This is a genomic window from Janthinobacterium sp. SUN073, assembly GCF_030397665.1.
Taxonomy (GTDB): domain Bacteria; phylum Pseudomonadota; class Gammaproteobacteria; order Burkholderiales; family Burkholderiaceae_D; genus Janthinobacterium.
This window is the reverse complement of the sequence record NZ_JAPUBT010000010.1, coordinates 147,139-170,933: the sequence shown is the minus strand read 5'-3', so window position 1 is coordinate 170,933 and position 23,795 is coordinate 147,139. Positions and strand designations below refer to the sequence as shown.

At 61.7% G+C, this 23,795-nt stretch carries 12 protein-coding genes; 5 read left to right on the top strand and 7 right to left on the bottom strand.

The genetic code is table 11. From position 1 onward, the window contains the following. Positions 1-41: 41 nt before the first annotated feature. On the top strand, positions 42-2,897 hold the full coding sequence (locus O0882_RS23075) for a TonB-dependent receptor (RefSeq protein WP_289951833.1): 2,856 nt from the start codon (positions 42-44) through the stop codon (positions 2,895-2,897). A 206-nt stretch (positions 2,898-3,103) separates the two neighbouring features. Here O0882_RS23075 and tldD read toward each other — a convergent pair whose 3' ends face one another. From tldD to O0882_RS23060, 3 genes are all read right to left on the bottom strand, one after another. Next, positions 3,104-4,564 (bottom strand): metalloprotease TldD, encoded by a 1,461-nt coding sequence (tldD, locus tag O0882_RS23070; protein ID WP_289951832.1) that lies wholly within the window; start codon positions 4,562-4,564, stop codon positions 3,104-3,106. A 157-nt stretch (positions 4,565-4,721) separates the two neighbouring features. Further along, positions 4,722-5,522 carry a carbon-nitrogen hydrolase family protein gene (locus O0882_RS23065; protein ID WP_116743322.1) on the bottom strand — a complete coding sequence of 267 codons (801 nt, stop codon included), beginning with the start codon at positions 5,520-5,522 and terminating at the stop codon, positions 4,722-4,724. Between the two features lie 30 nt (positions 5,523-5,552). Continuing rightward, entirely contained in the window at positions 5,553-9,716 is a 4,164-nt protein-coding gene (locus O0882_RS23060) for a YhdP family protein (RefSeq protein WP_354670287.1), read from the bottom strand. A 237-nt stretch (positions 9,717-9,953) separates the two neighbouring features. Here O0882_RS23060 and glnE point away from each other — a divergent pair, with 237 nt between their 5' ends. The 3 genes from glnE (at position 9,954) to O0882_RS23045 (ending at position 14,102) form a co-directional block, all read left to right on the top strand. After that, positions 9,954-12,734 (top strand): bifunctional [glutamate--ammonia ligase]-adenylyl-L-tyrosine phosphorylase/[glutamate--ammonia-ligase] adenylyltransferase, encoded by a 2,781-nt coding sequence (glnE, locus tag O0882_RS23055; protein ID WP_289951941.1) that lies wholly within the window; start codon positions 9,954-9,956, stop codon positions 12,732-12,734. Between the two features lie 99 nt (positions 12,735-12,833). Further along, positions 12,834-13,310: a cache domain-containing protein gene (locus O0882_RS23050; protein ID WP_289951828.1), complete on the top strand. Its 477-nt coding sequence runs from the start codon at positions 12,834-12,836 to the stop codon at positions 13,308-13,310. Positions 13,311-13,337: 27 nt separating this feature from the next. Then, entirely contained in the window at positions 13,338-14,102 is a 765-nt protein-coding gene (locus O0882_RS23045; RefSeq protein ID WP_116743320.1) for a YoaK family protein, read from the top strand. Between the two features lie 54 nt (positions 14,103-14,156). Here the strand turns inward: O0882_RS23045 and O0882_RS23040 are convergent, their stop codons facing one another. The 4 genes from O0882_RS23040 to tkt form a co-directional block, all read right to left on the bottom strand. Then, positions 14,157-16,163 carry a prolyl oligopeptidase family serine peptidase gene (locus O0882_RS23040; RefSeq protein ID WP_289951827.1) on the bottom strand — a complete coding sequence of 669 codons (2,007 nt, stop codon included), beginning with the start codon at positions 16,161-16,163 and terminating at the stop codon, positions 14,157-14,159. Positions 16,164-16,286: 123 nt separating this feature from the next. Continuing rightward, entirely contained in the window at positions 16,287-18,959 is a 2,673-nt protein-coding gene (locus O0882_RS23035; protein ID WP_289951826.1) for a TonB-dependent receptor, read from the bottom strand. Positions 18,960-19,674: 715 nt separating this feature from the next. Then, on the bottom strand, positions 19,675-20,685 hold the full coding sequence (gap, locus tag O0882_RS23030) for a type I glyceraldehyde-3-phosphate dehydrogenase (RefSeq protein ID WP_096234037.1): 1,011 nt from the start codon (positions 20,683-20,685) through the stop codon (positions 19,675-19,677). 76 nt (positions 20,686-20,761) lie between these two features. After that, positions 20,762-22,759: a transketolase gene (gene tkt, locus O0882_RS23025; protein ID WP_289951825.1), complete on the bottom strand. Its 1,998-nt coding sequence runs from the start codon at positions 22,757-22,759 to the stop codon at positions 20,762-20,764. 206 nt (positions 22,760-22,965) lie between these two features. Between tkt and O0882_RS23020 the strand changes: the two genes are divergently transcribed. Beyond that, positions 22,966-23,691: a 16S rRNA (uracil(1498)-N(3))-methyltransferase gene (locus O0882_RS23020; RefSeq protein WP_289951824.1), complete on the top strand. Its 726-nt coding sequence runs from the start codon at positions 22,966-22,968 to the stop codon at positions 23,689-23,691. Positions 23,692-23,795: the final 104 nt, after the last annotated feature.

Sequence of the window (23,795 nt, the reverse complement as noted above, 5' to 3'; positions counted from 1 at the left end):
CATCGACGACCTTTGATGGCCTGACCTTTCCGGAGAACAAAATGAGCCCTACACCCTTGTTTCAGCCAGCTGCCTTTTCACCACCACGCCTGGGCCTGACACTGGCCAGTGCACTGCTGAGTCTACCCGTCCTGGCACAGGACAATGCCGCACCCGCGCCCCTGCAGCGCGTGGAAATCACCGGCTCGAACATCCGCCGCGCCCAGGCTGAAACAGCCTCGGCCGTGCAAACCCTGAGCGCTGCCGACATTGAAAAATCGGGCAAGGCCAGCGTGGCCGAACTGCTGCAAACCCTGGCCGTCGACAACCAGGGCTCGGTCCCTACCAGCTTCAGCGGCGGCTTTGCCGCCGGCGCGTCGGGCATCTCGCTGCGCGGCCTGGGCACGGCGTCGACCCTGGTCTTGCTGAACGGGCGCCGCGTGGCGCCCTACGGCCTGGCCGACGACGGCCAGAAAGTGTTTGCCGACCTGAACATCATCCCCCTGGAAGCGGTGGAACGCGTGGAAATCCTCAAGGATGGCGCCTCGGCCATCTACGGCTCGGACGCCATCGCCGGCGTCGTCAATGTGATCCTGCGGGGCGACTACCAGGGCACGGCCGTGAAGGGCAATTACGGCAAGACCAAGGACTGGGATGGGCGCGAGGCGCGCGCGTCCATCACGCACGGTTTCGGCGATATCGACAACGACCGCTACAATGTGCTGCTGAACCTGGAATACAGCGAAAAAGGGGCGATCTCGAACCGCGACCGGGCAGGACGGGGCGCCGTCGGCCGCAGCGACTTGCGCGACCTGGGCTTCAGCGCGCAGGAATCACTCAGTGGCGCCGGCGCCATCACCGACAACAATGCGGCCGGCAGCGCCGTCAACGGCAATGTGCGCAATCCCGACACCTTCAATTACTATAACCGTGGCAACCTGGGCGGCGTGGGCTTTACGCGCACCTTCCCCGGCGCCGCCTGCGGCAACTTCACAAACCACCCGCAAGGCGATCCGGGTGGCGGCTGCCTGACCGATGCCGCGCAACAATATGGCCAGATCCAGCCCAAGCAAAAGAACATCAATTTTTTTGGCCGTGGCGCCTGGCAACTGACGCCGGCACTGCAAACCTATGTGGAACTGAATCTGTATCACAGCGAATCGAGTTCCGTCACCACGCCGTCGACCATCAGTGGCTCGGTGGGTTTTCCTGGCGGCCCCGTCAGCAATGCGGCAGTGGCGCTGGGCGCCGGCCATCCTGACAATCCCTACTTCGGCCGCGATGCACGACTGCGTTACCTGACCGCCGACGTCGGCCCGCGCACCTCGGAAGTCGATTCCACCTTTGCGCGCTTTGTCGCCGGCATCAAGGGCAGCGTGGCGGGCTGGGACATCGACAGCGCCCTGCTGTACTCACAAAACAAGGTCGCGAACGAGCAAGGCGGCTTCCTGCAGCGCGACGTGGCCTTCGCCCTGCTCAACCCCAGCGACGCGAATGTGGCCGCGGCCCGCCTGAACCCGGCCTATGCGGCCCTGCCCGCCGGCAGCGTATGGCGCATCGCGGAAAACGCGGGCCTCAATTCACCCGCCCTGTACGCGGCCCTGTCGCCACGCATCTCGAACGACGCCAAGACGCATATCGCGCAGATCGACTTCAAGGCCAGCCGCGAGGTGGCCAAGCTCGACGGCGGCGGCCTGAGCGTGGCCGTGGGTGCGGAATTCCGCCATGAATCGACGGAACTCAACCCGACCACGGGCACGGAACGGGGCAATATCATCGGCCTCGGTTATTCCGCCTACAAGGGCAGCCGCAACGCCTCGGCCCTGTATGCGGAGGTGCTGGCGTCCGTGCTGAAAACCGTGGAGCTGTCGGGCGCCCTGCGCGCCGACCATTTCACTGACGTGGGCAATTCCTACACGCCGAAAGTGGGCATAAAATGGACTCCCGTGCGCGAACTGGCCCTGCGCGGCACCTTCGCCAAGGGCTTCCGCGCGCCCAGTGCGGCGGAAAACGGCGTTGGCGGCCTGGCGGCCTTCTCCACCGCCAGCGACCCGCTGCGCTGCGCGCTGGGCGTGGACGTCGCGTGCGACCCCGCATCGATCGCCGTCATCACCTCGCCCAATCCCAGGCTGTCGCCCGAGCGTTCTCGCAGCTATTCCGTGGGCGCCGTGTGGGACCCGCTGCCGCGCAGCAGCATTTCCGTCGATCTGTGGCAAATCCGCCGCAAGAATGAGATCAACCAGGAACAGACGGACACGGCGATTGCCGAGGGCCACGTGGCGCGCGACCCGTCCACGGCCAGCGACAAGCCCGGCGATCCGGGTGCCATCACGGCCGTGCTGGCCAGCTATGTCAATTCCGCGCAAACCACGGTGCGCGGCATCGATATCGACGCGCGCCAGCGCTTCAACCTGGGCGGCGACTATGGCAACCTGGTGTTCGACCTGAAGTGGACGCATCTGTACAAATGGCTGCGCACGGAGCAGGACGGCACGCAGCGCGATTTCGCCGGCACGCACGGCAATTGCGATGTTTCCAACTGCATGGGCACGCCGGCTGACCGCATCAACCTGGGCGCCACCTGGGAGCGCCAGAACTGGCGCGTCTCGGCCAATGTCAACTACCGCGCGCCGCTCGACAATATCAGCTTCAAGAACGATCCGGACGGCTGCGCCACGCATTTCGCCGACGGTACGGATGCGCCGCGCGGCTGCCGCATCGCCTCGTTCACGACGGTGGACCTGACGGCCCGCTGGCTGGCCACGCCCAAGCTGGAAGTGTTTGCAACGGTGCAAAACCTGTTCGACAAGATCGCCCCGCTCGATCCGCTCACGTATGGCGCCACGGGCTACAACCCGCTCGACTACGCGGGCGCGGCGGGACGCTTTGTCAGTGCGGGGGTGAAATACAAATTCTGAGAAATCGGAAAAGCGGGAGCGTAGGTCGGATTAGCGGGGCGAAGCCACGCGTAATCCGACACCCGTGTTGACGCGGCCGGCAGTGGTGTCGGGTTACGCGCCTTGCGCTAACCCGACCTACGCGAGCGCCATCTCAGAAAAGATGGTCAGATTAGCCCGGAGGGCGTAATCCGACAACCTTGTTGGCCGCGCCGTGTCCAGAAAAATCAGGCTGTGCCGCCGACGGTAATGCCGTCCAGGCGCAGGGTCGGCTGCCCCACGCCCACGGGCACGCTCTGCCCCTCCTTGCCACACACGCCCACACCCGAATCGAGGCGCATGTCGTTGCCGATCATGGAGACGCGGTTGAGCACGTCCGGACCATTGCCGATCAAAGTCGCCCCTTTGACAGGATAGCTGAGCTTGCCGTTTTCGATCATGTACGCTTCGCTGGCCGAGAAGACAAACTTGCCGTTGGTAATGTCCACCTGACCGCCGCCAAAATTGACGGCATATAAACCATTTTTCACGGAAGCGAGGATCTCGCCCGGGTCCTTGTCGCCGCCCAGCATATACGTGTTCGTCATGCGCGGCATGGGCAGGTGGGCGAACGATTCGCGGCGCGCATTGCCCGTCACGGGCATCTTCATCAGGCGCGCATTCATCGTGTCCTGAATGTAACCCTTCAGGATGCCATCCTCGATCAGGGTCGTGCACTGCGTAGGGTTGCCCTCGTCGTCGATATTCAGGGAGCCACGCCGGCCAGCCAGGGTGCCATCATCGACCACCGTGACGCCCTTGGCCGCCACGCGTTCGCCGATGCATCCGGAAAACGCGGACGAACCCTTGCGGTTGAAATCGCCTTCCAGGCCATGGCCGATCGCCTCGTGCAGCAGGATGCCGGGCCAGCCCGGTCCCAGCACGATGGTCATGGGACCGGCGGGCGCGGGGCGCGCTTCCAGGTTCACCAGGGCCGAATTGACGGCGTCTGCCGCATATTGTTCCAGCACGGCATCACTGAAATAGTCATAGCTGTAACGCCCGCCACCACCGGCCGAACCCGTTTCGCGGCGGCCATTCTGCTCCGCGATCACGGTGAGCGAGACGCGCACCAGCGGGCGGATGTCAGCCGCCAGCACGCCGTCGCTGCGCAGCACCAGCACCACGTCGTACTCGCCCGCCAGGCCCGCCATCACCTGCACGACTCTGGGGTCTTTCGCCCGCGCCATCTTTTCCACGCGCTCAAGCAGCTGCACCTTGGCCGTGGCATCCAGCGAAGCGAGCGGATCATTGGGCAGGTACAGCGAACGCCCACCCTGCGGCTGCATCTGGCCCGCGATCTTGACTTTTCCGGCACCCGCGCGCGCGATGGTGCGCGTGGCCGCTGCCGCTTCCAGCAAGGCCCGCTCGGAAATATCGTCGGAATACGCAAAGGCCGTCTTGTCGCCGGACACGGCGCGCACGCCCACGCCCTGGTCGATGGAAAAACTGCCCGTCTTGACGATGCCCTCTTCCAGACTCCAGCCTTCGCTCCTGGTCGACTGGAAATACAGGTCGGCATAGTCGACCTTGTGCGTAAACATCGTGCCCAGGGCTTTGAGCAGCTTGTCTTCGTCCAGGCCGAACGGCGTGAGCAGGATGTCGCGCGCCACGGCCAGGCTGGACAGATTCGGTTCAAATGGCTTCATAACTTTGCACTCGCTAATTATATTCAACTCATTCTCAGTACCTGACAGAAGCGTAACGAGCGGCAGTGATTTGTGGCCGAGAAGCGCAGCCGTGCTTGAGCACGGTGAGCATCGCAGGCCGCAAAGCGCGACGCGCAGTAGCTTATGTCAGGTACCCTCACATAGTGCGATGCGCCAGGGCAGGCAAGGATTCGCGCACGCCGGCCAAAAACACCAGGTCGATCTCGCCGCTGACCACGCCCTCGCCTTCGGGCAACACAGCTTTGACTTCGCCCCACGGGTCGATCAGCATGCTGTGGCCCCAGGTGCGCCGGCCATTCGGATGCAAGCCGCCCTGCGCCGAGGCCAGCACATAGCACTGGTTTTCGATGGCGCGCGCGCGCAGCAGCACTTCCCAGTGGGCGCTGCCCGTCGTATAGGTAAATGCGGCCGGCACGACGATCAGCGCGCAATCGCCCATGGCGCGATACAGTTCGGGAAAGCGCAAGTCATAGCAGATGGACAGGCCGACGCGGCCGAACGGCGTCTCGATCGCGCGCACCTGCGCACCGGGCACGATGGTGCGCGATTCATTGTACGACTCGGTGCCGCGCGTAAAACCGAACAGGTGGATCTTGTCGTAGCGGCCGGCCGGCTCGCCCTGCGGGTCATACACCAGCGTGGTATTCAAGACCTTGCCCTCCTCGCCGGAGATCAGGGGCAAGGTGCCGCCGATCAGCCAGATGCCGTGCTGGCGCGCCATCTGCGCCATGCCATCCTGGATCGGTCCGCTGCCGGGCTGTTCCGCATGGGCCAGCTTGTCCGTTTCCTGCTGGCCCATGATGGCCCAGTATTCGGGCAGCACCACCAGCTGCGCGCCAGCGGCGGCGGCCTGCGCCACCAGGCGTCGCGCCGTGGCCAGGTTGTCTGCCACGGACGGCGAAGAAATCATTTGTACTGCTGCCACTGTATGCATCATTGCCACCTCTTATCCATTCGAACGCCTCGCCTATTTCGCCACCGCCTCCCCGGCTGCGGCGGCAGGCACGGCGACAGGCTCCAATTTACCACCATCGAGCTTGGTCACGACGGGCGACTTCCACGGGCCGGCGATCTGCATGTGATAGGTGAGCGCCTTCATCACGGGGGCACGCAGGAACAATTGCGCCAGGAAACTACCCAGGCCGATGACGGGGTTGACGGCCAGCGCATACACGAGCGGCCCCGTGCCCAGGTTAAATTCCGGGATCACCACCACGTGCAAATTCGTCGTTTCATTGGCGATGTCGGCCTTGCCATCCATCAGCACGGTGGCCGCCACGCCGTGCATCTTGAGGTTGTCGGTCGTCACCACGCCGCGCTTGATGCTGGCGTTGGCCGTGATGCCGTCGAAGGCCAGGCCTTCGGAAAACACATCGTGGAAATCGAGTTTCAGCAAACGGGGCAAGGCTTGCAGGCTGAGCACGCCCAACAGCTTGGCCGCGCCCGGATCCTGCTTGAGGAACTGGCCCGATTCCACATTCATCTCGATCTGTCCCGACAGGGTGGGAATGTCGAGCGAATACGGCAAGCCGTTCCAGGCGATGTCGCCACTCAGGCGCCCCTTGCCGCGACGCACCGTGTCGGCAAAACCGAAGCGGTCAAGCAACTTGCCCGCATCGACGATATCGAGGCCGAAACGCAGGCTGGTCGTGCTTTGCCCATCCTTGATGACCCATTTGCCATTGCCGCTCAGCGCACCATCGGCGTTCGACAGTTGCAGCTTGCCCACGCGCCACTCGCGCCCGCCCGCCGCCATGGTGTTATAGGCCTGCAACTCCAGCCGGCCGATCTTCTTGTTGAACAGTTCAAATTGCTCGGCGATGATATCGAGCGACGGGATCGACTGGGCGCCGCTCTTGCCTTCCAGTAAGCTCTTCACATCGTTGACGGCCGATTCCGGAATGATCAGCGACGACAGGCGCGCCGTCATCTTGCCCAGGCCGGACGGAGTTTCGAGCCACGTCACATAGCCCGATACTTGTTTCGCGTCAATATTGGCTTGCCACACATCCTTTTGATGCGTGGCGCCCACCACCACGTTTTCCAGCTTGCGCTCGCCCAGCATCAGTTCGCCGGCGCGCGCCGCCATCATGTCCGGCACCACATATTGCGCGATGTCGGGTGCGTCGTCGGCGTTGCCACCCGCCTCGGCCGGCGCCGTGGCGTTGCCGGCGATTTCGCCGCCGACGTCGATCCAGCTGTCCACGTCCAGGGTTTTCATATTTACGTTGAGCATCATGCCGCTGTCCGGTTCCGGCGCCGGCACGTTTACGCCGATGCCGCCGCGCAGCAGGCGCCAGGCATCCTTGCCCTGCTTCTGGCGCTGGTAGCGGGCGGCGATGCCAGACCCCAGCGCGATGCGGATATCGTCCGTGCGCAGGCCGGCGCCGTTCGCCGCATTGCCCGTCAGGGTGAATTTTACGGGCAGGCTGTCGCCGGCCGGCTTTTTCAAGGGCGCGGGGAAATCCAGGCCCAGGCCCGTCAGCGGCGACTCGACATTGACCACCACCTGATGGTCGCGCGCCGTGATCAGGCCGCTGTAGCGCGCGCCGCCATTCAAATGTTTCGCCAGGCGCTGCAACACGGGCGCCGGATACGTCTTGCGCAAGCCGTCGATGGTCATGTTGCCAGCGATTTTTACCTGGATGGAATTGTCCGGCTGCGAGCCGCCCGAGATGGCCAGCGGCCCGCCCAGCAGGCTGCCGTTCAAGCCATTCAGGTTGACGCCCTTTTCGTTAAATTCGATCTTGCCCTGCGTGCCCAGCACGGGCGGCATGTCGTGGAACAGCACCACGTCGTTGCCCGCCAGTTGCAAGCTGCCCTGCACGGTCGCCTCGAGCATGCGCTCGATCGGCAAGTGCAATTTGAGGGCCAGTTTGGCGTTGCCCGTCGCCGTCGTTTCATCCGTGAAATGCTCGATCCAGCCCAGCACGGGGCTGGCCGTCACGTACTTGAGGAATTCCTGCATCTGGCCGGCCGCATTGCCCTCGATATCGAGCAAGGTGTCGAACACGGTCAGGTCGGGGATCACGGCTTTGACATTCGTCAGAGCCACGCCGCCCGTGGTGGCCGTGTCGCCGCGAATTTCCATGCGCGCCCGCTCGAAAATAAAGCTGCCCTTGATTTTTTCCGCCTGCGGCCACAACGGCGCCTTGCCCGCCAGCGGTCCGTTTTCCGCAAACTCGCCCGGTGCATAATTGAGGATGCCGTTCTCGAGCTTGCCGGCCACGCGGAAGTCGCCACGATTGCGCTGGGCCGGCGTGTCCCCCTTGAAGGGGAAATGTTCGAGTTCGCCGCGCAGGCGCAGGCTGACATCGCGCGCCACGCCGCCTTCCAGCGCGCCCGTCAGCCAGTGGCGCAGGTGCTCGGGCGTTTGCAGCGGCAGATAGCGGCCGATGGTGTTGATCTGGAAATTGTCGATCGTGCCCGTCAAGTCGACCTGACCCAGGTTCTTGCCGTCGAGCGGCATGCGGTGCGTGCCTTGCAGGGCGACGCGCAAGCCTTGCTGATTGAAGTCCAGCTTGTCCAACCCGACTTGCAGCATATTCTCCGCTTCAAAGGTCCAGCGCGCCTGCATGGCGAATTGTTCGAACGGCAAGGCCGGCTCGCTCAGGTAGGTGGGGAACTGCAATACCAGTTCCTGCGCGTCGATGGCAATGGTGCCGCCCTTGTCATGGGCGTCGATGCTGCCGGTCAGATGGTCGAAGCCAGGAATGGCCGGCGCGGCCGCCTGTGCAGGGCTGGTCGCCGTCTTCGCCACGGCCAGGCGTGCCGGCTGCGCATTCAGACCAAGATCGATGAGCTTGCCGCGCAGGCGGTAGCTGGCGGGCGTGGCCATGTCGCCGTCCCATTGCGCTGAAAAATCCTGCAAACGCCCGCGCGGCGCCAGGGCATCGAGGCGCTGGCGCTGCTGCTCGCCCAGCGGCAGCTTGTCGGCCAGCGCGGCCAGGGTTTGCAAATCGAGCGACTTGGCCGTGATTTCCGTACGCGCCGGCTTGCGTTTGCTTGCAGCAATGTAGCGCTCGGACAAGGTCGTGGGCGGCAAGCTGAGGCCATCGCGGGTTTCCACTGCGAAATTCGTCAACTCCACCTGGTGTCCATTCGCGCCAAAGGTTGGCTTGCCGTCCGGCACCTTCGCCGACAGCTCTTCCTTTGCCGAAATGCGCCCGCTGACCGACAGCAAGTCGAGCGGGGCGATATGCTCGCCCAGCTGCGCCTGCACATCCGTCAGACCCACATCGGCCGTGAAGCCGGCCAGGCGCGCGTGATCCAGGCTCAGCCAGGCGCGCAGGGCGCCCTTGCCCTGGCTTAATTCAAACGGGTAGTCGAGATAGCGGCGCCAGGCGGCCAGGTCGGCGTTTTTCAGGTCGGCGTACAGCTCCCCCTTCCACATCGACACATCGGAGATACGCGTGCTGAAAGGCGGATGCGAGAAGTGAGCGCGCACATCAATGGGTGCGGCCAGGCTGGCAGGCGGGGTAGCCTGCAAACCCAGCCGGTGGCTGCGCCAGTGGTTGCGCAGCAGCAAGTTGACCTGGCTTAAAGCCAGCTCCGGCGTGCCGCGCGCTTCGTCGGTCCAGCGCACTTTGCCGTCGCGAATGATGATCTCATGCTGGGACAGCAGCCAGTCGGCACCCTTGCCATCGCTGCCTTGCGTGCTGTCGACCAGCACGCCTGCCACATACAGCTTGCCATCCTTGCTGCGCCGTACATCCAGGTCGGGCCGCGTGATTTCCAGGGTATCGAAGCGCACGGAACCGAGCACGCTCCACCACGACACGGTGGCCGAGATGCTCGGCAGGCTCAGCGCCTGGCGACCCGCCTGGTCGCGCAGGCTCACGTCGCCGAGGAAGAGATTCGGCCGCACGCCATGCCAGGAGGCATAAATACGCGCGATGCTGACAGGGTTGCCCAGCGCGCGGCTGGCCGCCCGCTCGATATCGCCCTTGTAGTAATCGATATTCGGCAAGATGGCGTAGCGCAGGAATAAAAACAGCACGGCGAAGGCGAAATACGCCAGCAGCACCAGTTTGATGGTAAAACCCAATACATGATGGGTGGCCAGATTCGCCATGCGATAGGCGGCACGCAGCCGCTGCCAGCGCAGGGCCAATGGCACATGCTCTGTCACGCTTGCTTCTGGCGGTTTTTGCATCAATAAGCTAATAAACTGGCCCGGCGTCAAATAATGGCAAAAATCGTCTGCATTCGTGGTGCACACCCGCATCCTTGCGCTTGCTTCTGAGCAAAGCCTCCCTTACCATCGTCCGGAAGAGCACGCACTGCCGGCGGCATACGCGCCAGCGGCACAATTTTACCGCATCCCCCGCCGTTCGCAGCCAAGTTAAACAAGAACCATGCAAGCAGCATCCACGAGACCCTTACCGACACCATGAGCACACAGCCTTTGATCTCCGCCTCCCGTTTCTACCAGCGCTGGCTGAGTGCCGCCCCCGAGCGCGCCGCACAGATAGCGCAGCTGGTGCGCGCACCGCTGGACGGGCTCGACTTTGCCGCCGCGCTGGCCGAGCAGGCGAACGCCGCCACGCCGCCGCTGCCGCCCGAGCGGGCCATGCGTCGCCTGCGCAACCTGCTCGTCTGCGGCCTGATCGAGCGCGATCTGGGCGGCCAGGCCGACTTGAATGAAGTCGTGACAGCCATGACGGGCTTTGCCGATTTCGCCATCCGCACGCATGTGGAGACGATCATGGCCGAGATGGTGGCCCTGCATGGCATGCCCGTCGGCGAAGAATCGGGCGAGGAGCAGGCCTTGATGGTGTTGGCGATGGGCAAGCAGGGCGGCGGCGAACTGAATGTCTCGTCGGATATCGACCTGATCTTTGTGTATCCGGAAGACGGCGACACGCAAGTCACCGCGCCGGGCCAGCGCAGCCTGTCGAATCACGAGTTTTTCATTCGCATGGGCAAGAAACTGATCGCCGCCCTGGCCGAGATCACGCAAGATGGTTTTACCTTCCGCGTCGACATGGCATTGCGTCCGAACGGCAACTCGGGTCCGCTGGCCGCCAGCTTGGGCATGGTCGAGCAATACCTGATCGTGCAGGGCCGCGAATGGGAACGCTACGCCTGGGTCAAGGCGCGCGCCGTGACGGGCAAGCCCGAGGATATCGCCTCGCTCGACGCCATCGTGCGACCCTTCGTCTTCCGCCGCTACCTCGATTTCGGCGTCATCGATGCCATCCGCACCATGCATGGCCAGATCCGCGCCGAGGTCAACCGCCAGGAACGGCTGCACCCGGACCGCAGCAACAACGTCAAGCTGGGCCGCGGCGGCATCCGCGAAATCGAATTCCTGGCGCAAGTGTTTCAATTGATACGCGGCGGGCGCGATGCCGAGCTGCGCGAGCGTTCCACGCGCGCCACCCTGCGCACGGTGGCGGACAAAGGTTTGCTGGAACCGGCCATCGTGGAACAATTACTGGGCTCCTACACTTTCCTGCGCAACCTGGAACACCGGCTGCAATACCTGGACGATGCGCAAACCCACACCCTGCCCGCCAATGAGGCCGACCGCCTGAGCGTGGCGCAGATGATGGGCTTGTCCGACACGGCCACACTGCTGGCCCAGCTGGAAGCGCACCGCGTGTTTGTCGCCGGCCAGTTCGACGAGATGTTCAGCGACAAGAGCAGCGGCACGCCGCCGGCCGACACGGGCATCGACCCGCAGACGTCGAACGACTGCGCCGCCTCGGACCAGCAGGAAGCCATCGAGGCGCGCTTCGCCGCCCTGGGTTTCCACGAACCGGCCGCCTGCGCGCGCCGATTGTTGGCCACCTGGCAGGCGCCGCGGCTGCAATCCTTGCCCGAGGCGAGCCGCACGCGTTTGGTGGCCCTCGTCAATTCCGCCCTGCCCCTGATCACCGATTGCTCCGTTTCCAACGGTAACGCCAGCCAGCTGGCCACTCTGGGCCGCCTGCTCGACTTTTTGGAAGCCATCGCGCGCCGCTCGGCCTATCTGTCGCTGTTGACGGAATATCCCCATACGCTCGAGCGCGTCGTGCGCATGGTGTGCGCCAGCGGCTGGGCCGCCACCTTCCTCACGCAACATCCTATCCTGCTCGATGAACTGCTCGATGAACGCATCCGCAACACGGTGCCGGACCCGGCCGCGTTGGCGCTGGACCTGCAGCGCCAGCTCGACGACGCGCCCGGCGACACGGAGCGGCAGATGGATATCCTGCGCGAAACACACCATGCGCAGCTGTTCCAGTGCCTGGCGCAAGACCTGGCCGGCGACCTGAGCGTGGAAAAGCTGGCCGACTACCTGTCGCAGCTGGCCGACATCATCGTCGCCGCCACCGTGCAAGCCGTCTGGCAAACCTTACCCACACGCCACCGCGAGGTGCCGAAATTCGCCGTCATCGCATATGGCAAGCTGGGCGGCAAGGAACTGGGCTATGTCTCGGATCTCGACGTCATTTTCCTCTTCGACGACGACGACCAGGAAGCGCCCGGCCTGTACGCCAAGCTGGCGCAGCGCTTCATCACCTGGATGACCTCGCACACCTCGGCCGGCATCCTGTTCGACATCGACATCGCCCTGCGTCCCGATGGCGCCTCGGGCATGCTGGTTTCCAGCGTGCAGGCATTCGAGCGCTACCAAGGCAGCGCGGCCTGGGTGTGGGAGCACCAGGCGCTCACGCGCGCGCGCTTCTGCGCTGGCGACGTCGCCATCGGCAAGCACTTCGAACGCATCCGCGACACGATCTTGCGCAAGGAGCGCCCGGAAAATGGCCCGCTCAAGGGCGAAGTGGTGGCCATGCGCAAGAAAATGCTGGACGCCCACCCGCCCCGCCCTGGCAGCTTTGATTTGAAACAAGATCCGGGTGGCATGATCGACATCGAATTCATGGTGCAATACCTGGTGCTGCAGCATGCGGCGCAGTATCCGCAGCTGACGGCCAACTCGGGCAATATCGCCCTGCTGCGCCTGTGCGGCGAACTGGGGCTGATCGACGCGCAGCTGGCCGCCCTGGTGGCCGACGCCTACCGCGCGCTACGCAAGCTGCAGCACCAGTTGCGCCTGCAGGGCCACGACCTGGCCCGGGTGGAACCGGAAAGAGTGCGCGTGCATGCGGACAACGTGATGCGCCTGTGGCACACGATCTTTCCCGCGACGATTGCATAAGCCCGGCGGCGGCGTATGATACGTACAGGCAATTCCACTTCCCAGTAGTGCCGTACAACAGGCCGCGCCGGGGTTGCCTATCATCCCAGGAGACAGCGTATGAAGACGAGTGTAAAAACGGGCATCCACGCCCTCGTTGCCAGTTTCATCCTCTGCGCCATGCCGGCAGCGGCATGGGCCGCCCCCAAGGGCAGCGCGGACGAAGCCATCGCCATGACCAAGCGCGCCGTGGCCATGATCAAGGCCGATGGCAAGGAAAAGGCCTTTGCCGCCATTGCCGATCCCACCAACACCAGCTTCCATGACCGCGACCTGTATATATATGTGTACGACATGAATGGTGTCACCCTGGCGCACGGCAACAATCCCAAGATGGTCGGCAAGAACCTGATCGATCTGAAGGACAATGAGGGCAAGGCCATCGTCAAGTCGCTGATCACCACGGCCAATACGCCGGCCGGACGCGGCTGGGTAGACTTCAAGTGGCCCAATCCGCTGACCAAGGTGGTCGAGCAAAAATCCGGCTACATCGAACGGGTCGACAATATGATCGTCGGTTCCGGCATCTATAAATAAGCCACGGCAAAAGGAAACCACGCCCGCATGCCGCTCCATTACCTGTCCCGCCTGAGCGGATCGGCACGCGATACGCAAGCCAACCTGCAGCTGGGCTGCGTGCTGGCGCTGGTGGCAGGCGCCGTGAATGCGGGCGGTTTTCTCGCCATCGGCGGCTATACCTCGCACATGACGGGCATCGTTTCCGGCATGGCGGACGACCTGGCGCTGGGCAATATCACGCTGGCCCTGGCCGCGCTGGGCGCCTGGCTGGCCTTTGTCAGCGGTGCGGCCGTCACGGCCATCATGGTGAACTGGGGCAAGCGGCGCCGGCTGCACAGCCAGTTTGCCGCCAGCCTGCTGCTGGAAGCGGCCCTGTTATTGCTGTTCGGCTTGACGGGCAATTATCTGGCCACCATGCCCGACGTGCTGGGTCCCGTCACCATCTTGCTGTTGTGCTTTGTCATGGGTTTGCAGAACGCCATCATCACCAAGATTTCGGGCGCCGTCATCCGCACCACCCACGTGACGGGCCTGTCCACCGATATCGGCATCGAACTGGGCAAGATGGCGTATTACAATCGGCGCCACCTGCCGGACCGGATGGTCAAGGTCAACCGCGGCAAGCTGAGAACGCACAGCCTCTTGATCAGCTGCTTTTTCATTGGCGGCGTCAGCGGCGCACTGGCGTTCAAGCACATCGGCTTTCCTGCGGCCACCATCCTGCTTGCCGGCGTGCTGACCCTGCTGTCCGGCGTGCCCGTGCTGCGCGACTTGCGCGTGCTGTGGCGCTTCTACCGGCGCCGCTTCTGAAAGCAAAAATGCCGTCCAGACCAGGTCAGGACGGCATCACCTTGCTACGCTGAATTACTGCTGCGCGGTCTTGTTGTCGGCAGCCGGACCAATATAGCGGTTAATAAAGCTGTACACGGCTTCGCCCCACTTGATATTGTTGCTTTCCTTGGACCAGCCATGACCCTCGCCTGTCATCACCATCCATTCGACCGTATTGCCCTGCTTGCGCAACTGGTCGCGCATTTTCTCGCCATGGATCAGGGGCACGCGGCGGTCTTCACTGCCGTAGGCCATCAGCACGGGCGCCTTGATCTTGTCTGCATGATCGATCGCCGATACCTTACGGAAATACGCCTCGTCGGTCTTCGGATCGCCGTGCATTTTCGTGCCGATGTTATCCATCACCGGGCCCGATACATCGGACCAGTTGACGGTGAACAACATTTTCACGTCCGTCACGCCCACCCAGTTGATGCCGCATTTGTACAGGTCGGGATTTTTCACCAGGCCGTACATGGTGGCATAGCCGCCGTAGCTGGCGCCGATGATGCAGACGCGGTTGCGGTCGACCACGCCCTGCTTGACCAGTTCCTCGATACCGTCCGTGATGTCATCCTGCATCGCCAGGCCCCATTGCTTCCAGCCCGCCGTATGGTGTTTCCAGCCCAAACCGGTCGACATGCGGAATTGCGGCTGCATCACGGCAAAGCCGCGCGAGGCCAGCATCTGCGTGATCGGATCGTAGCCAAAGCTGTCGCGCGCATGCGGGCCGCCGTGAATGTACGCCACCAGCGGCAGGGCCTTGGGCGTGCGCCCTTGCGGCAAGGTCAGGTAAGCCGGGATGGTCAGGCCATCGCGCGCCTTGTAGTGGATGACGGTCTGCTCGGAAAGCTTCTTGCCATCCAGTGAGGGCTTGACGCTGTACAGCGGCTCCAGCACCTTCTTCACCGTATCGAAGTAATACAGCTTGCCCACATTGTTGACGCCGGTGGTGACAACGACGGCGCGGTTGCCGCGCCACTGGAATTCCACGTGTTCGCCAGGCAGGCTGGCGTCGAGCGAAGCTTGCAGGCGCGCATAATCTTCGTCAAAGTAATACATTTCCGGCTTCATGCCGTCGACGGCCACGCCCACCACCTTCTTGCGCGCTTCGTCAAAGACCAGGCCGCCCGCGATGTCGACTTCCGCATGCTCGGCGATCAGCTCGCCCGCCGTGTTGTTGGCGCTGTTCCAGATATGCACGCCGGCCTTGTCGCGGCCATTGAAACGTCCCGCCACGAACAGGGTCTTGTTATCGAAATCAAAGCCTAGCGGATTCATTTCCTTGCCTTCATCCAGATACGCCTTGTAGATCGCTTTCCATGGCGCCGTCTCGTCATCGCGCAGGTACACGGTTTGCACGATGCGCTTGCTACTCTCTTCCACCGTCATGGCCGATGCCACGCGGATCACATTATTATGGTCCAGCACCCAGCCGCTGACGGCACCCGGGTTATTAAAGGTCAACAAGGCCATGCGGCCATTTGTCGTATCCAGGCGGAACACATCGCTGGCACCCAGGTCGGCATCGCGGCCCCGTTCATTGTTGACGACGATCAAGTCGTTGCTATCGCCGCCCACGCGCTGCAGCACGGACACGGGCTTGTACGGCATACCCGAGCTCATCGATTCCTTCACGCTGATGACCAGCTTGCGAAAGCCGCTGCCGTCGCTGTTGACGGCGAACAAACCGCCACCGGTCTGCTTTTCCAGTACTTCTTCGCTGCCCTTGCTGATGCTGAACACCAGGCGCTTGTTGTTGACCCAGATGGGATTAGCCACGTTCCAGTCGGGATCGGAAGCCACCACGGTCGAGGCCCGGGTATCGAGATTGATGACCGCCAGCACGAAGCGGCCATTGCGCGGCGTCAACACCGCCATGCTTTGGCCATCGGGCGACAGGATGGGGCGGCCGCTGAATTCCGCCTTTTTGAAGAATTCGGCAATGGGAATGGATTCGTCGGCGCGCACGCTGGCGCTATACAGGCCGCTACTGAGTAACAAGGTGCTAAGCACGACAGGAATGATGCGTCGGTTCAAGACAGTCTCCTCGATAAAAACAATGACATTAATTTCCTTTAGGCAATCATGCGCCGCTTGCCCAGCAGGATAAAAAAAGCGCCGTCACCTCACGGTCACGGCGCCTTTTTTCATCACGCGCGATTACTTGAAGCTGTAATCAGCCGTGATCTGGAAGTAACGGCCCATCGCGCTATGCAGCGGCGCATAGTAGTTGGCCGTGTCGTTCGGATGGAAAGGCGGTTTGCGGTCGAAGGCATTCTGGATCGCAAAGCTCAGCTTGGTATTCTTGAAGCCGCTGTAGCTGCCGCCCAAGTTGACCACCGTGAACGATGGAATGCCCTTGCACAGTTCCGGGAAGCCTTCGGTTGCCAGCACGCATTCTTGCGTACGATCGCCTACCGATGCCATCTTGCTGGTAAATACAGTATCAGCCGACAGGGCATAGGCCGCCTTTTTCCAGGCCAGACCCAGAGTCGCCTGTACGGATGGCGTACCACGGGTGCCTGCATACTCAATCAGTTCGTCATTAGGCGACGGAGCGTTCAGGTAGGACTGCATGTGACTTACATTCAAGGTTGGCTGCAGCGTACCGTACTCACCCAGGTTGATGCGGCCAGCCAGTTTCAGATCCACGCCACGAATCTTGGTGACAGCCACATTGGTCAGCAACATCTTGATGTTGGTCACTTCACCAGCCATGGCGCCAGCGGCCTTGTCGGCGGCGGTCAAGGGATCGCGGATGATGGCGACAGCCGGGTCACCAGCGTAACGATCTGGATTCGCCAGCACTTGTGTCAAATCGTATGTGCTGATTTCATTGACCCGCTTGATCTGCCACAAGTCGACCGTCGCCAGGAACGAAGAACTCGGTTCCCATGCCAAGCCCAGCGTATAGCTCTTCGCCGTTTCCGGTTTCAGTTCCGGATTCGCGCCGCTTTGATAGGCGCTGGACGTGTTGCAACCCAATTTGTATTGGGCGTTGCAACGGAAGGGATCGCGGATCGACACGAAGGCATTACGCACGTCGGTGGAGTTTTCCACCAGGGTCGGCGCGCGGAAGCCTTCAGCATACGTACCACGTACCATGAACGTTGGCGTCGCGCTCCATTTCAGCCCCACCTTGGGCGTGGTCGAGTTGCCATAGTCAGAGTAGTGGTCGTGGCGCACCGCCAACTGGGCTTCCACGGTCTTCAGCAAAGGCACGGTCGCTTCCGCATAGATGGAAGAAATATTGCGGCTGTTCGAGAAACCTGGTGGCAATTGTGCCTGATGGTAGATTTCACCTGCGACGGCCTGCGGGTCAGGGGAGGTATCCAGCGATTCACGGCGGAATTCCGTACCGATGGCCAGGCCGACGGCGCCGGCCGGCAAGTTGAACAGTTCGCCCGAGATCTTGCCATCCACCTGTGCCAGGCTCGACTTGAAGACGTTGACGGAACTCGTCGTGATCGAGTCATACAAGGCCTTGTTGGCATCGCCGCCGCCAAAGATGAAGGTGCCGTTCTTGTATGCATTCAAGAAAGGCGTCGTCAGGATGGCGGCGGTGTTGCGCGATGACACTTTACTGTTCGTGTACAGGGCAGCCGTTTCCCAATCCCAGTTCTTGAAGTCACCTTTGACGCCAACCAGATAGCGGCCGAAATCGGTGGTATTGTCCTGGCCCTGGCCTGGGAAGTCGCGCAGCTTGGCACGCACGCGCACGGTGCCGTTGCCGCCAGCAAGCGTCTTGCCATCCGGGCCAATCAGCTCCTTGGGATACTGCGGGTGCGTGATCGGCAGTGCCGGGATGATTTCGTTGTTTTGACCGGCGACAAAATGCAAGTTGCCCGTGACGACAGCTTTGTTGCGGTTGAACATCAGTTCACTGAAGACCGTGGTGCTGGCGGTCGGCTGCCAGGTCATGCGGCTGGTAATGCCGACGCGGTCGGTCTTGCCGGCCACGTTATACGTGCTGTCCTTGTAATCGTCGAAGACGCACGCCTTGCCCAAGGCACCCGCGTTGAGCACGGTATCGGCAGGCACCAGACGGTCCGCCGGGCAGCTCTTGTCCATCGTTTGTGATTTGAACGTGCCGCTGGTCTTGTCGGTCCAGTACAGGTTACCCGGATAGGTGTACAGCGAGCGGCGATCCTTGTAGCCATACGCGCGCAGATCCTGCGTGCTCAGGTAATCGTCGCGATTGCTCATGTACATCGGCTTGCGCTGGCGCACATCGATTGTCGCGTAGGCATTGAAATGGTCCTTGACCAGGCTGCCTTTACCGAAGCTGATGGTGGCACGTTTCTGCTCGCCATCGCTACGGCTGGACTGGCCCAGCGAGCCGCTCACTTCAAGGCCTTCAAAACTGTCGCGCAGAATGATGTTGACCACGCCAGCCATGGCTTCCGAACCGTAAATGGCCGATGCACCATCCTTCAGGATTTCGATACGTTCCACTGCGCCGACGGGAATCGAGTTCAAGTCGACAAACGTGGTCTGAAATTCTGGCTGTGCATAGGGCGCCAGGCGGCGGCCATTGATCAGGGTCAGAGTGGCCTGGCTGCCGAAACCGCGCAGGTTCAGGCCGGCTGCGCCAGCGGTAAAACCGTTGGTGCGGTTTTCATCAACACCGCCGACGTTCGACGAAATCGTGCGCAGCACTTCATTGAGCGACGTCGCGCCGCCCCGCGTAAGCTCTTCACGCGTGATGATCTGCACCGGTGAAGCCGTTTCCAGCGCAATGCGGCGCACGTTGGAACCGGTCACGTAGACTTTTTGAACCGGGGTAATCTCGGCCTCGCCAGCGATCTTCGCCGGCGCTGCTTGAGATCCCATGCTCGCTTCTTGCGCATGAACAACTTGAGTCAACAAACTGGTACCAGCAATTACGCCGAGTGCCAGGCGAACCAAGACCACACTAGTTTTTTCTCTGATAAACATCTCTTCCCTTTGTGCGTTTTATATAGTCAATTTTGTTATTGCAACTCAAATTCAAGCAGTCAGCGGCATTACATACTCCAAGCAAGCAATACGTATCCCAACATGGCAAGGCGTTGTCTGCATGAAAGTTTATTATGCATGCAAGCTTTTTCATTTTGTTACAAATATTAATTTATGTTGCCATAAAACGACTTGATAGAATATTAAATAGCTATCTACAAATTACGCGACACTAAATTCGAAATGTATAGAAAAAACAGAATTAAATTTAACTGCATAAATAGTTTCCAGTTTGCTGTTTACATCCCTGTCAGAATCACGTAAGCATCTGAAAAACTGGCTTTTATTGCAACCAAAAATGACAACGGCGGTCTGCGAGGCAAGCGGAATGGGACGCGGCAGCAGGACGCCGCGGCAGAATGAGGCGATGTTTTTTGTCCAGCATATAACGCGAAAAAATGTAACTAATAGTAATCACGCAAAAAAACGCCCTTGGAACGGTAAAACACTAGAGATGCGCGCACAGGGCGAACGCGCATAAAAAAACCGCCCTGTCAGACAGGGCGGTCGGGCACCCCACTGGGTGCGTTTACTGCAGCATTTCGGTGAATTACTTGGCCGACATCAGCGCGACGGTGGTGTCGAGCATGCGGTTCGAGAAACCCCACTCATTGTCGTACCACGACGATACTTTCACCAGGCGGCCCGATACCTTGGTCAGGGTCGAATCGAAGTTCGACGAAGCCGGGTTATGGTTGAAGTCGATCGACACCAGCGGTTCGGTCTGGTACGTCAGGATGCCTTCCAGCGCGCCTTCCGACGCGGCTTTCATCAGCGCGTTGACTTCTTCCACCGTGGTGTCGCGCTTGGCGATGAAGGTCAGGTCGACCAGCGAGACGTTGATGGTCGGCACGCGGATGGCGAAACCGTCCAGCTTGCCATTCAGCTCAGGCAGCACCAGGCCCACGGCGGCGGCAGCGCCCGTCTTGGTCGGGATCATGCTCATGGTGGCCGAACGGGCGCGGCGCAGGTCTTCATGCATCACGTCGGACAGCACCTGGTCGTTGGTGTAGGCGTGCACGGTGGTCATCAGGCCCGTTTCGATGCCGATGGCGTCGTTGAGCGGCTTGACCAGCGGTGCCAGGCAGTTGGTGGTGCACGAGGCGTTCGAGATGACGGTGTCGGTCGATTTCAGTACCGAGTGGTTCACGCCGAACACGACGGTTGCATCGACGTCCTTGCCGCCTGGTGCCGAGATGATGACTTTTTTCGCGCCGCCCTTCAAGTGAGCCGAAGCTTTCTCTTTGGTGGTGAAGAAGCCCGTGCATTCCAGCACGACATCCACGCCCAGCTCGCCCCATGGGATTTCAGCAGGATTGCGCTGTGCAAACACGCGGATCGGATCGCCATTGACGATCATGTTGTCGCCTTCGACGGTAACCGTGCCCGGGAACTTGCCGTGCGCGGTGTCGTAGCGGGTCAGGTGGGCGTTCGATTTGGCATCGCCCAGGTCGTTGATGGCAACGATCTGGATATCCTGTTTCTTGCCGCCTTCGTAGAAAGCGCGCAACACATTACGGCCGATGCGGCCGTAGCCATTGATTGCAACTTTGATCGTCATACTCTGCTCCTGATTAAAAAAGAAGGTACATGCACGCCCCCGGCGAGCACATCGCCAGGGCCGTTAAAAATCAATATTAGCCAGCGATAACGGCTTTCACCTTGGCGACAACGTTCTCGACCGTGAAACCGAAATGCTTGAACAGCACGCCGGCAGGCGCCGATTCGCCGAACGTGTCGATACCGACTACGGCGCCTTCCAGGCCCACGTATTTGTACCAGAAGCTGGTCACGCCCGCTTCGATGGCCACGCGCGGCACGCCCTTCGTCAGCACGCTGGCCTTGTAGGCGGCGTCCTGGCGGTCATACACGTCGGTCGACGGCATCGACACCACGCGCACGTTGATGCCTTCCGAGGCCAGCGCGCTGGCGGCGGCGACAGCCAGTTCCACTTCGGAACCGGTGGCGATCAGGATCGCCTTGGCGTCCGCCACGTCGTTCAGCACATAGCCGCCGCGGTAGATATTTTCAATTTGCTCGCTGGAACGCTCCTGGTATGGCAGGTTCTGGCGCGAGAAGATCAGCGTCGACGGGCCATCCTTGCGGCGCACGGCGGCGCCCCAGGCAGCAGCCGACTCGACGGTGTCGCATGGACGCCAGTTGTCCAGGTTCGGGATCAAACGCATCGACGAGACGTGCTCGACCGATTGGTGCGTCGGACCGTCTTCGCCCAGGCCGATCGAATCGTGGGTGAACACGAAGATCGAACGCAGTTTCATCAGGGCGGCCATGCGCAGGGCATTGCGGCTGTAGTCGGAGAACGTCAGGAACGTGGCGCCGAACGGAATGTAGCCGCCGTGCAGGGTGATGCCGTTCATGATGGCGCTCATGCCGAATTCGCGCACACCGTAGTTGATGTGGTTGCCAGGCTGGCCCGAACGCACGGCCACGCACTCTTTCCAGTTGGTCAGGTTCGAACCGGTCAGGTCGGCCGAGCCGCCGAGGAATTCCGGCAGCGACGACGCCAGTGCCTGGATGGCGTTCTGGCTGGCCTTGCGGGTGGCGATGTTTTCTTTCTTTTCCACGCAGGAAGCGATGGCGGCGCTCAGGGCCGCTTCGAATGCCTGTGGCAACTCGCCTTGCATGCGGCGGGTCAGTTCAGCGGCTTGCTGCGGGAATTCCTTGCCGTACGCGGCGAAGCGCTCGTTCCAGTCCGCTTCCAGCAGGGCGCCTTGTTTCTTGGCATCCCAGGCTGCGTACACGTCGGCTGGCATCTCGAACGGTGCGGCATCCCAGCCGATGTATTCGCGCACGGCAGCGATTTCCTTGTCGCCCAGCGCGGCGCCGTGGACCTTGTCGCCGCCTTGCAGGTTCGGCGAACCCTTGCCGATGATGGTCTTGCAGCAGATCAAGGTTGGCTTGCTGGCGGTCTTGGCGGCGGCGATGGCGGCAGCCACGGCGGCAACATCGTGACCGTCGACGGCGCGGATGACGTTCCAGCCGTACGCTTCGAAGCGGGCCGGGGTGTCGTCCGTGAACCAGCCTTCGACTTTGCCATCGATGGAAATGCCGTTGTCATCATACAGGGCGATCAGTTTATTCAGGCCCAGGGTGCCGGCCAGCGCGCACACTTCGTGCGAAATACCTTCCATCAGGCAACCGTCGCCCAGGAAAGCATAGGTGTAGTGGTCGACGATGTCGTGGCCAGGCTTGTTGAATTCAGCGGCCAGCAATTGCTCCGACAGGGCCATGCCGACGGCGTTGGCGATACCCTGGCCCAGCGGGCCGGTGGTCGTTTCCACGCCTGGCGTGACATCGACTTCCGGGTGGCCCGGGGTTTTCGAATGCATCTGGCGGAAGGCCTTGATGTCATCCATCGACAGGTCGTAGCCCGTCAGGTGCAGCAGCGCGTAGTGCAGCATGGAGCCGTGGCCGTTCGACAACAGGAAACGGTCGCGGTTCTGCCATTTTGGATTCGCGGGATTGTGGCGATAATGACCACTCCACAGGGCAACTGCGATCTCGGCCATGCCCATCGGCATGCCTGGATGGCCGGAGTTGGCCTTTTGTACAGCGTCCATTGCCAGTGCGCGGATCGCATTGGCCATTTTGGTAGTCGGGAGCGTAGTTGTCATGATGGTGTGGGTCAGTCGCGAGTTTGGGATTCGTTTGCAACAGCACGGACAAGAAAGAACCCAGGCCGGCTGCTTTATGTAGTCAACTATTTTACCAGACTGGGGGGCTGCAAATTAGAATTGCGGCGTACTGGCCCGCCAAATGGCTATACTTTGACGTCTTTCCACCCCCTTTCCAACCGTATCTCGCCCAATTTAGGATTTGCATGCCGCGTTTCTTCTGTCCCCAGCCGCTCGTTGCCGGCACCACCATCGCCCTGCCGGAGGCTGTCGCCCACCATATCCAGGTCGTGCGCCTGGCACCGGGCGACGTCATCACCCTGTTCAATGGCGAAGGCGGCGAAGTGCAAGCCAGCCTGGTGGCGGTGGCCAAGCGCAGCGTGACGGCGGAAATCCAGGCGCACGTGGCGCGCGAAGCGGAACTGCCGTATGCCGTGACCCTGGCGCAGGCGCTGCCTGAAGCGTCGAAAATGGACTGGATCATCGAAAAAGCCATCGAACTGGGCGCGGCCGGCATCGTGCCGCTGGCGGCACAACGCTGCGTGGTGCGCTTGTCCAGCGAGCGGGCCGAGAAAAAGCTCGCGCATTGGCAAGGCATCATCGTTTCCGCCTCGGAACAATGCGGACGCAACCGACTGGCCCAGTTGGCGCCATTGCAGGATTTTAATAGCTGGAGCAGCCAGCAGGATTTACATAAACGCATCATTTTGACGCCGCGCGCGGAACAGTCGCTGGCCGACTGGGCGCGTCACCAGCCACCACAAGCGGTCACCGTGATGGTAGGGCCGGAAGGCGGATTTACCGAGGCGGAAGAAAAAGCCGCCATCGCGGCTGGCGCCATCGGCCTGGCTATGGGGCCGCGCATTCTGCGCACGGAAACGGCGGGATTGACAGCGCTGGCGACCCTTGCGGCGTTGTGGGGCGGGATGTAAAGAATAACGGCAACACCGCGCCTGTACATTGCGCCTGTACATTTTTCATATCGGCAATTGTAAACATTTGCCGATATGCGAGCCGGAAATCGGCCTCAGCTACA

What these genes read in the sequence shown, in the direction of transcription:
- O0882_RS23075 (WP_289951833.1), top strand. Translation starts at nt 42, where the DNA reads ATGAGCCCTACACCCTTGTTTCAGCCAGCTGCCTTTTCACCACCACGC.
- tldD (WP_289951832.1), bottom strand. Translation starts at nt 4,564, where the DNA reads ATGAAGCCATTTGAACCGAATCTGTCCAGCCTGGCCGTGGCGCGCGAC.
- O0882_RS23065 (WP_116743322.1), bottom strand. Translation starts at nt 5,522, where the DNA reads ATGATGCATACAGTGGCAGCAGTACAAATGATTTCTTCGCCGTCCGTG.
- O0882_RS23050 (WP_289951828.1), top strand. Translation starts at nt 12,834, where the DNA reads ATGAAGACGAGTGTAAAAACGGGCATCCACGCCCTCGTTGCCAGTTTC.
- O0882_RS23045 (WP_116743320.1), top strand. Translation starts at nt 13,338, where the DNA reads ATGCCGCTCCATTACCTGTCCCGCCTGAGCGGATCGGCACGCGATACG.
- O0882_RS23035 (WP_289951826.1), bottom strand. Translation starts at nt 18,959, where the DNA reads ATGGGATCTCAAGCAGCGCCGGCGAAGATCGCTGGCGAGGCCGAGATT.
- gap (WP_096234037.1), bottom strand. Translation starts at nt 20,685, where the DNA reads ATGACGATCAAAGTTGCAATCAATGGCTACGGCCGCATCGGCCGTAAT.
- tkt (WP_289951825.1), bottom strand. Translation starts at nt 22,759, where the DNA reads ATGACAACTACGCTCCCGACTACCAAAATGGCCAATGCGATCCGCGCA.
- O0882_RS23020 (WP_289951824.1), top strand. Translation starts at nt 22,966, where the DNA reads ATGCCGCGTTTCTTCTGTCCCCAGCCGCTCGTTGCCGGCACCACCATC.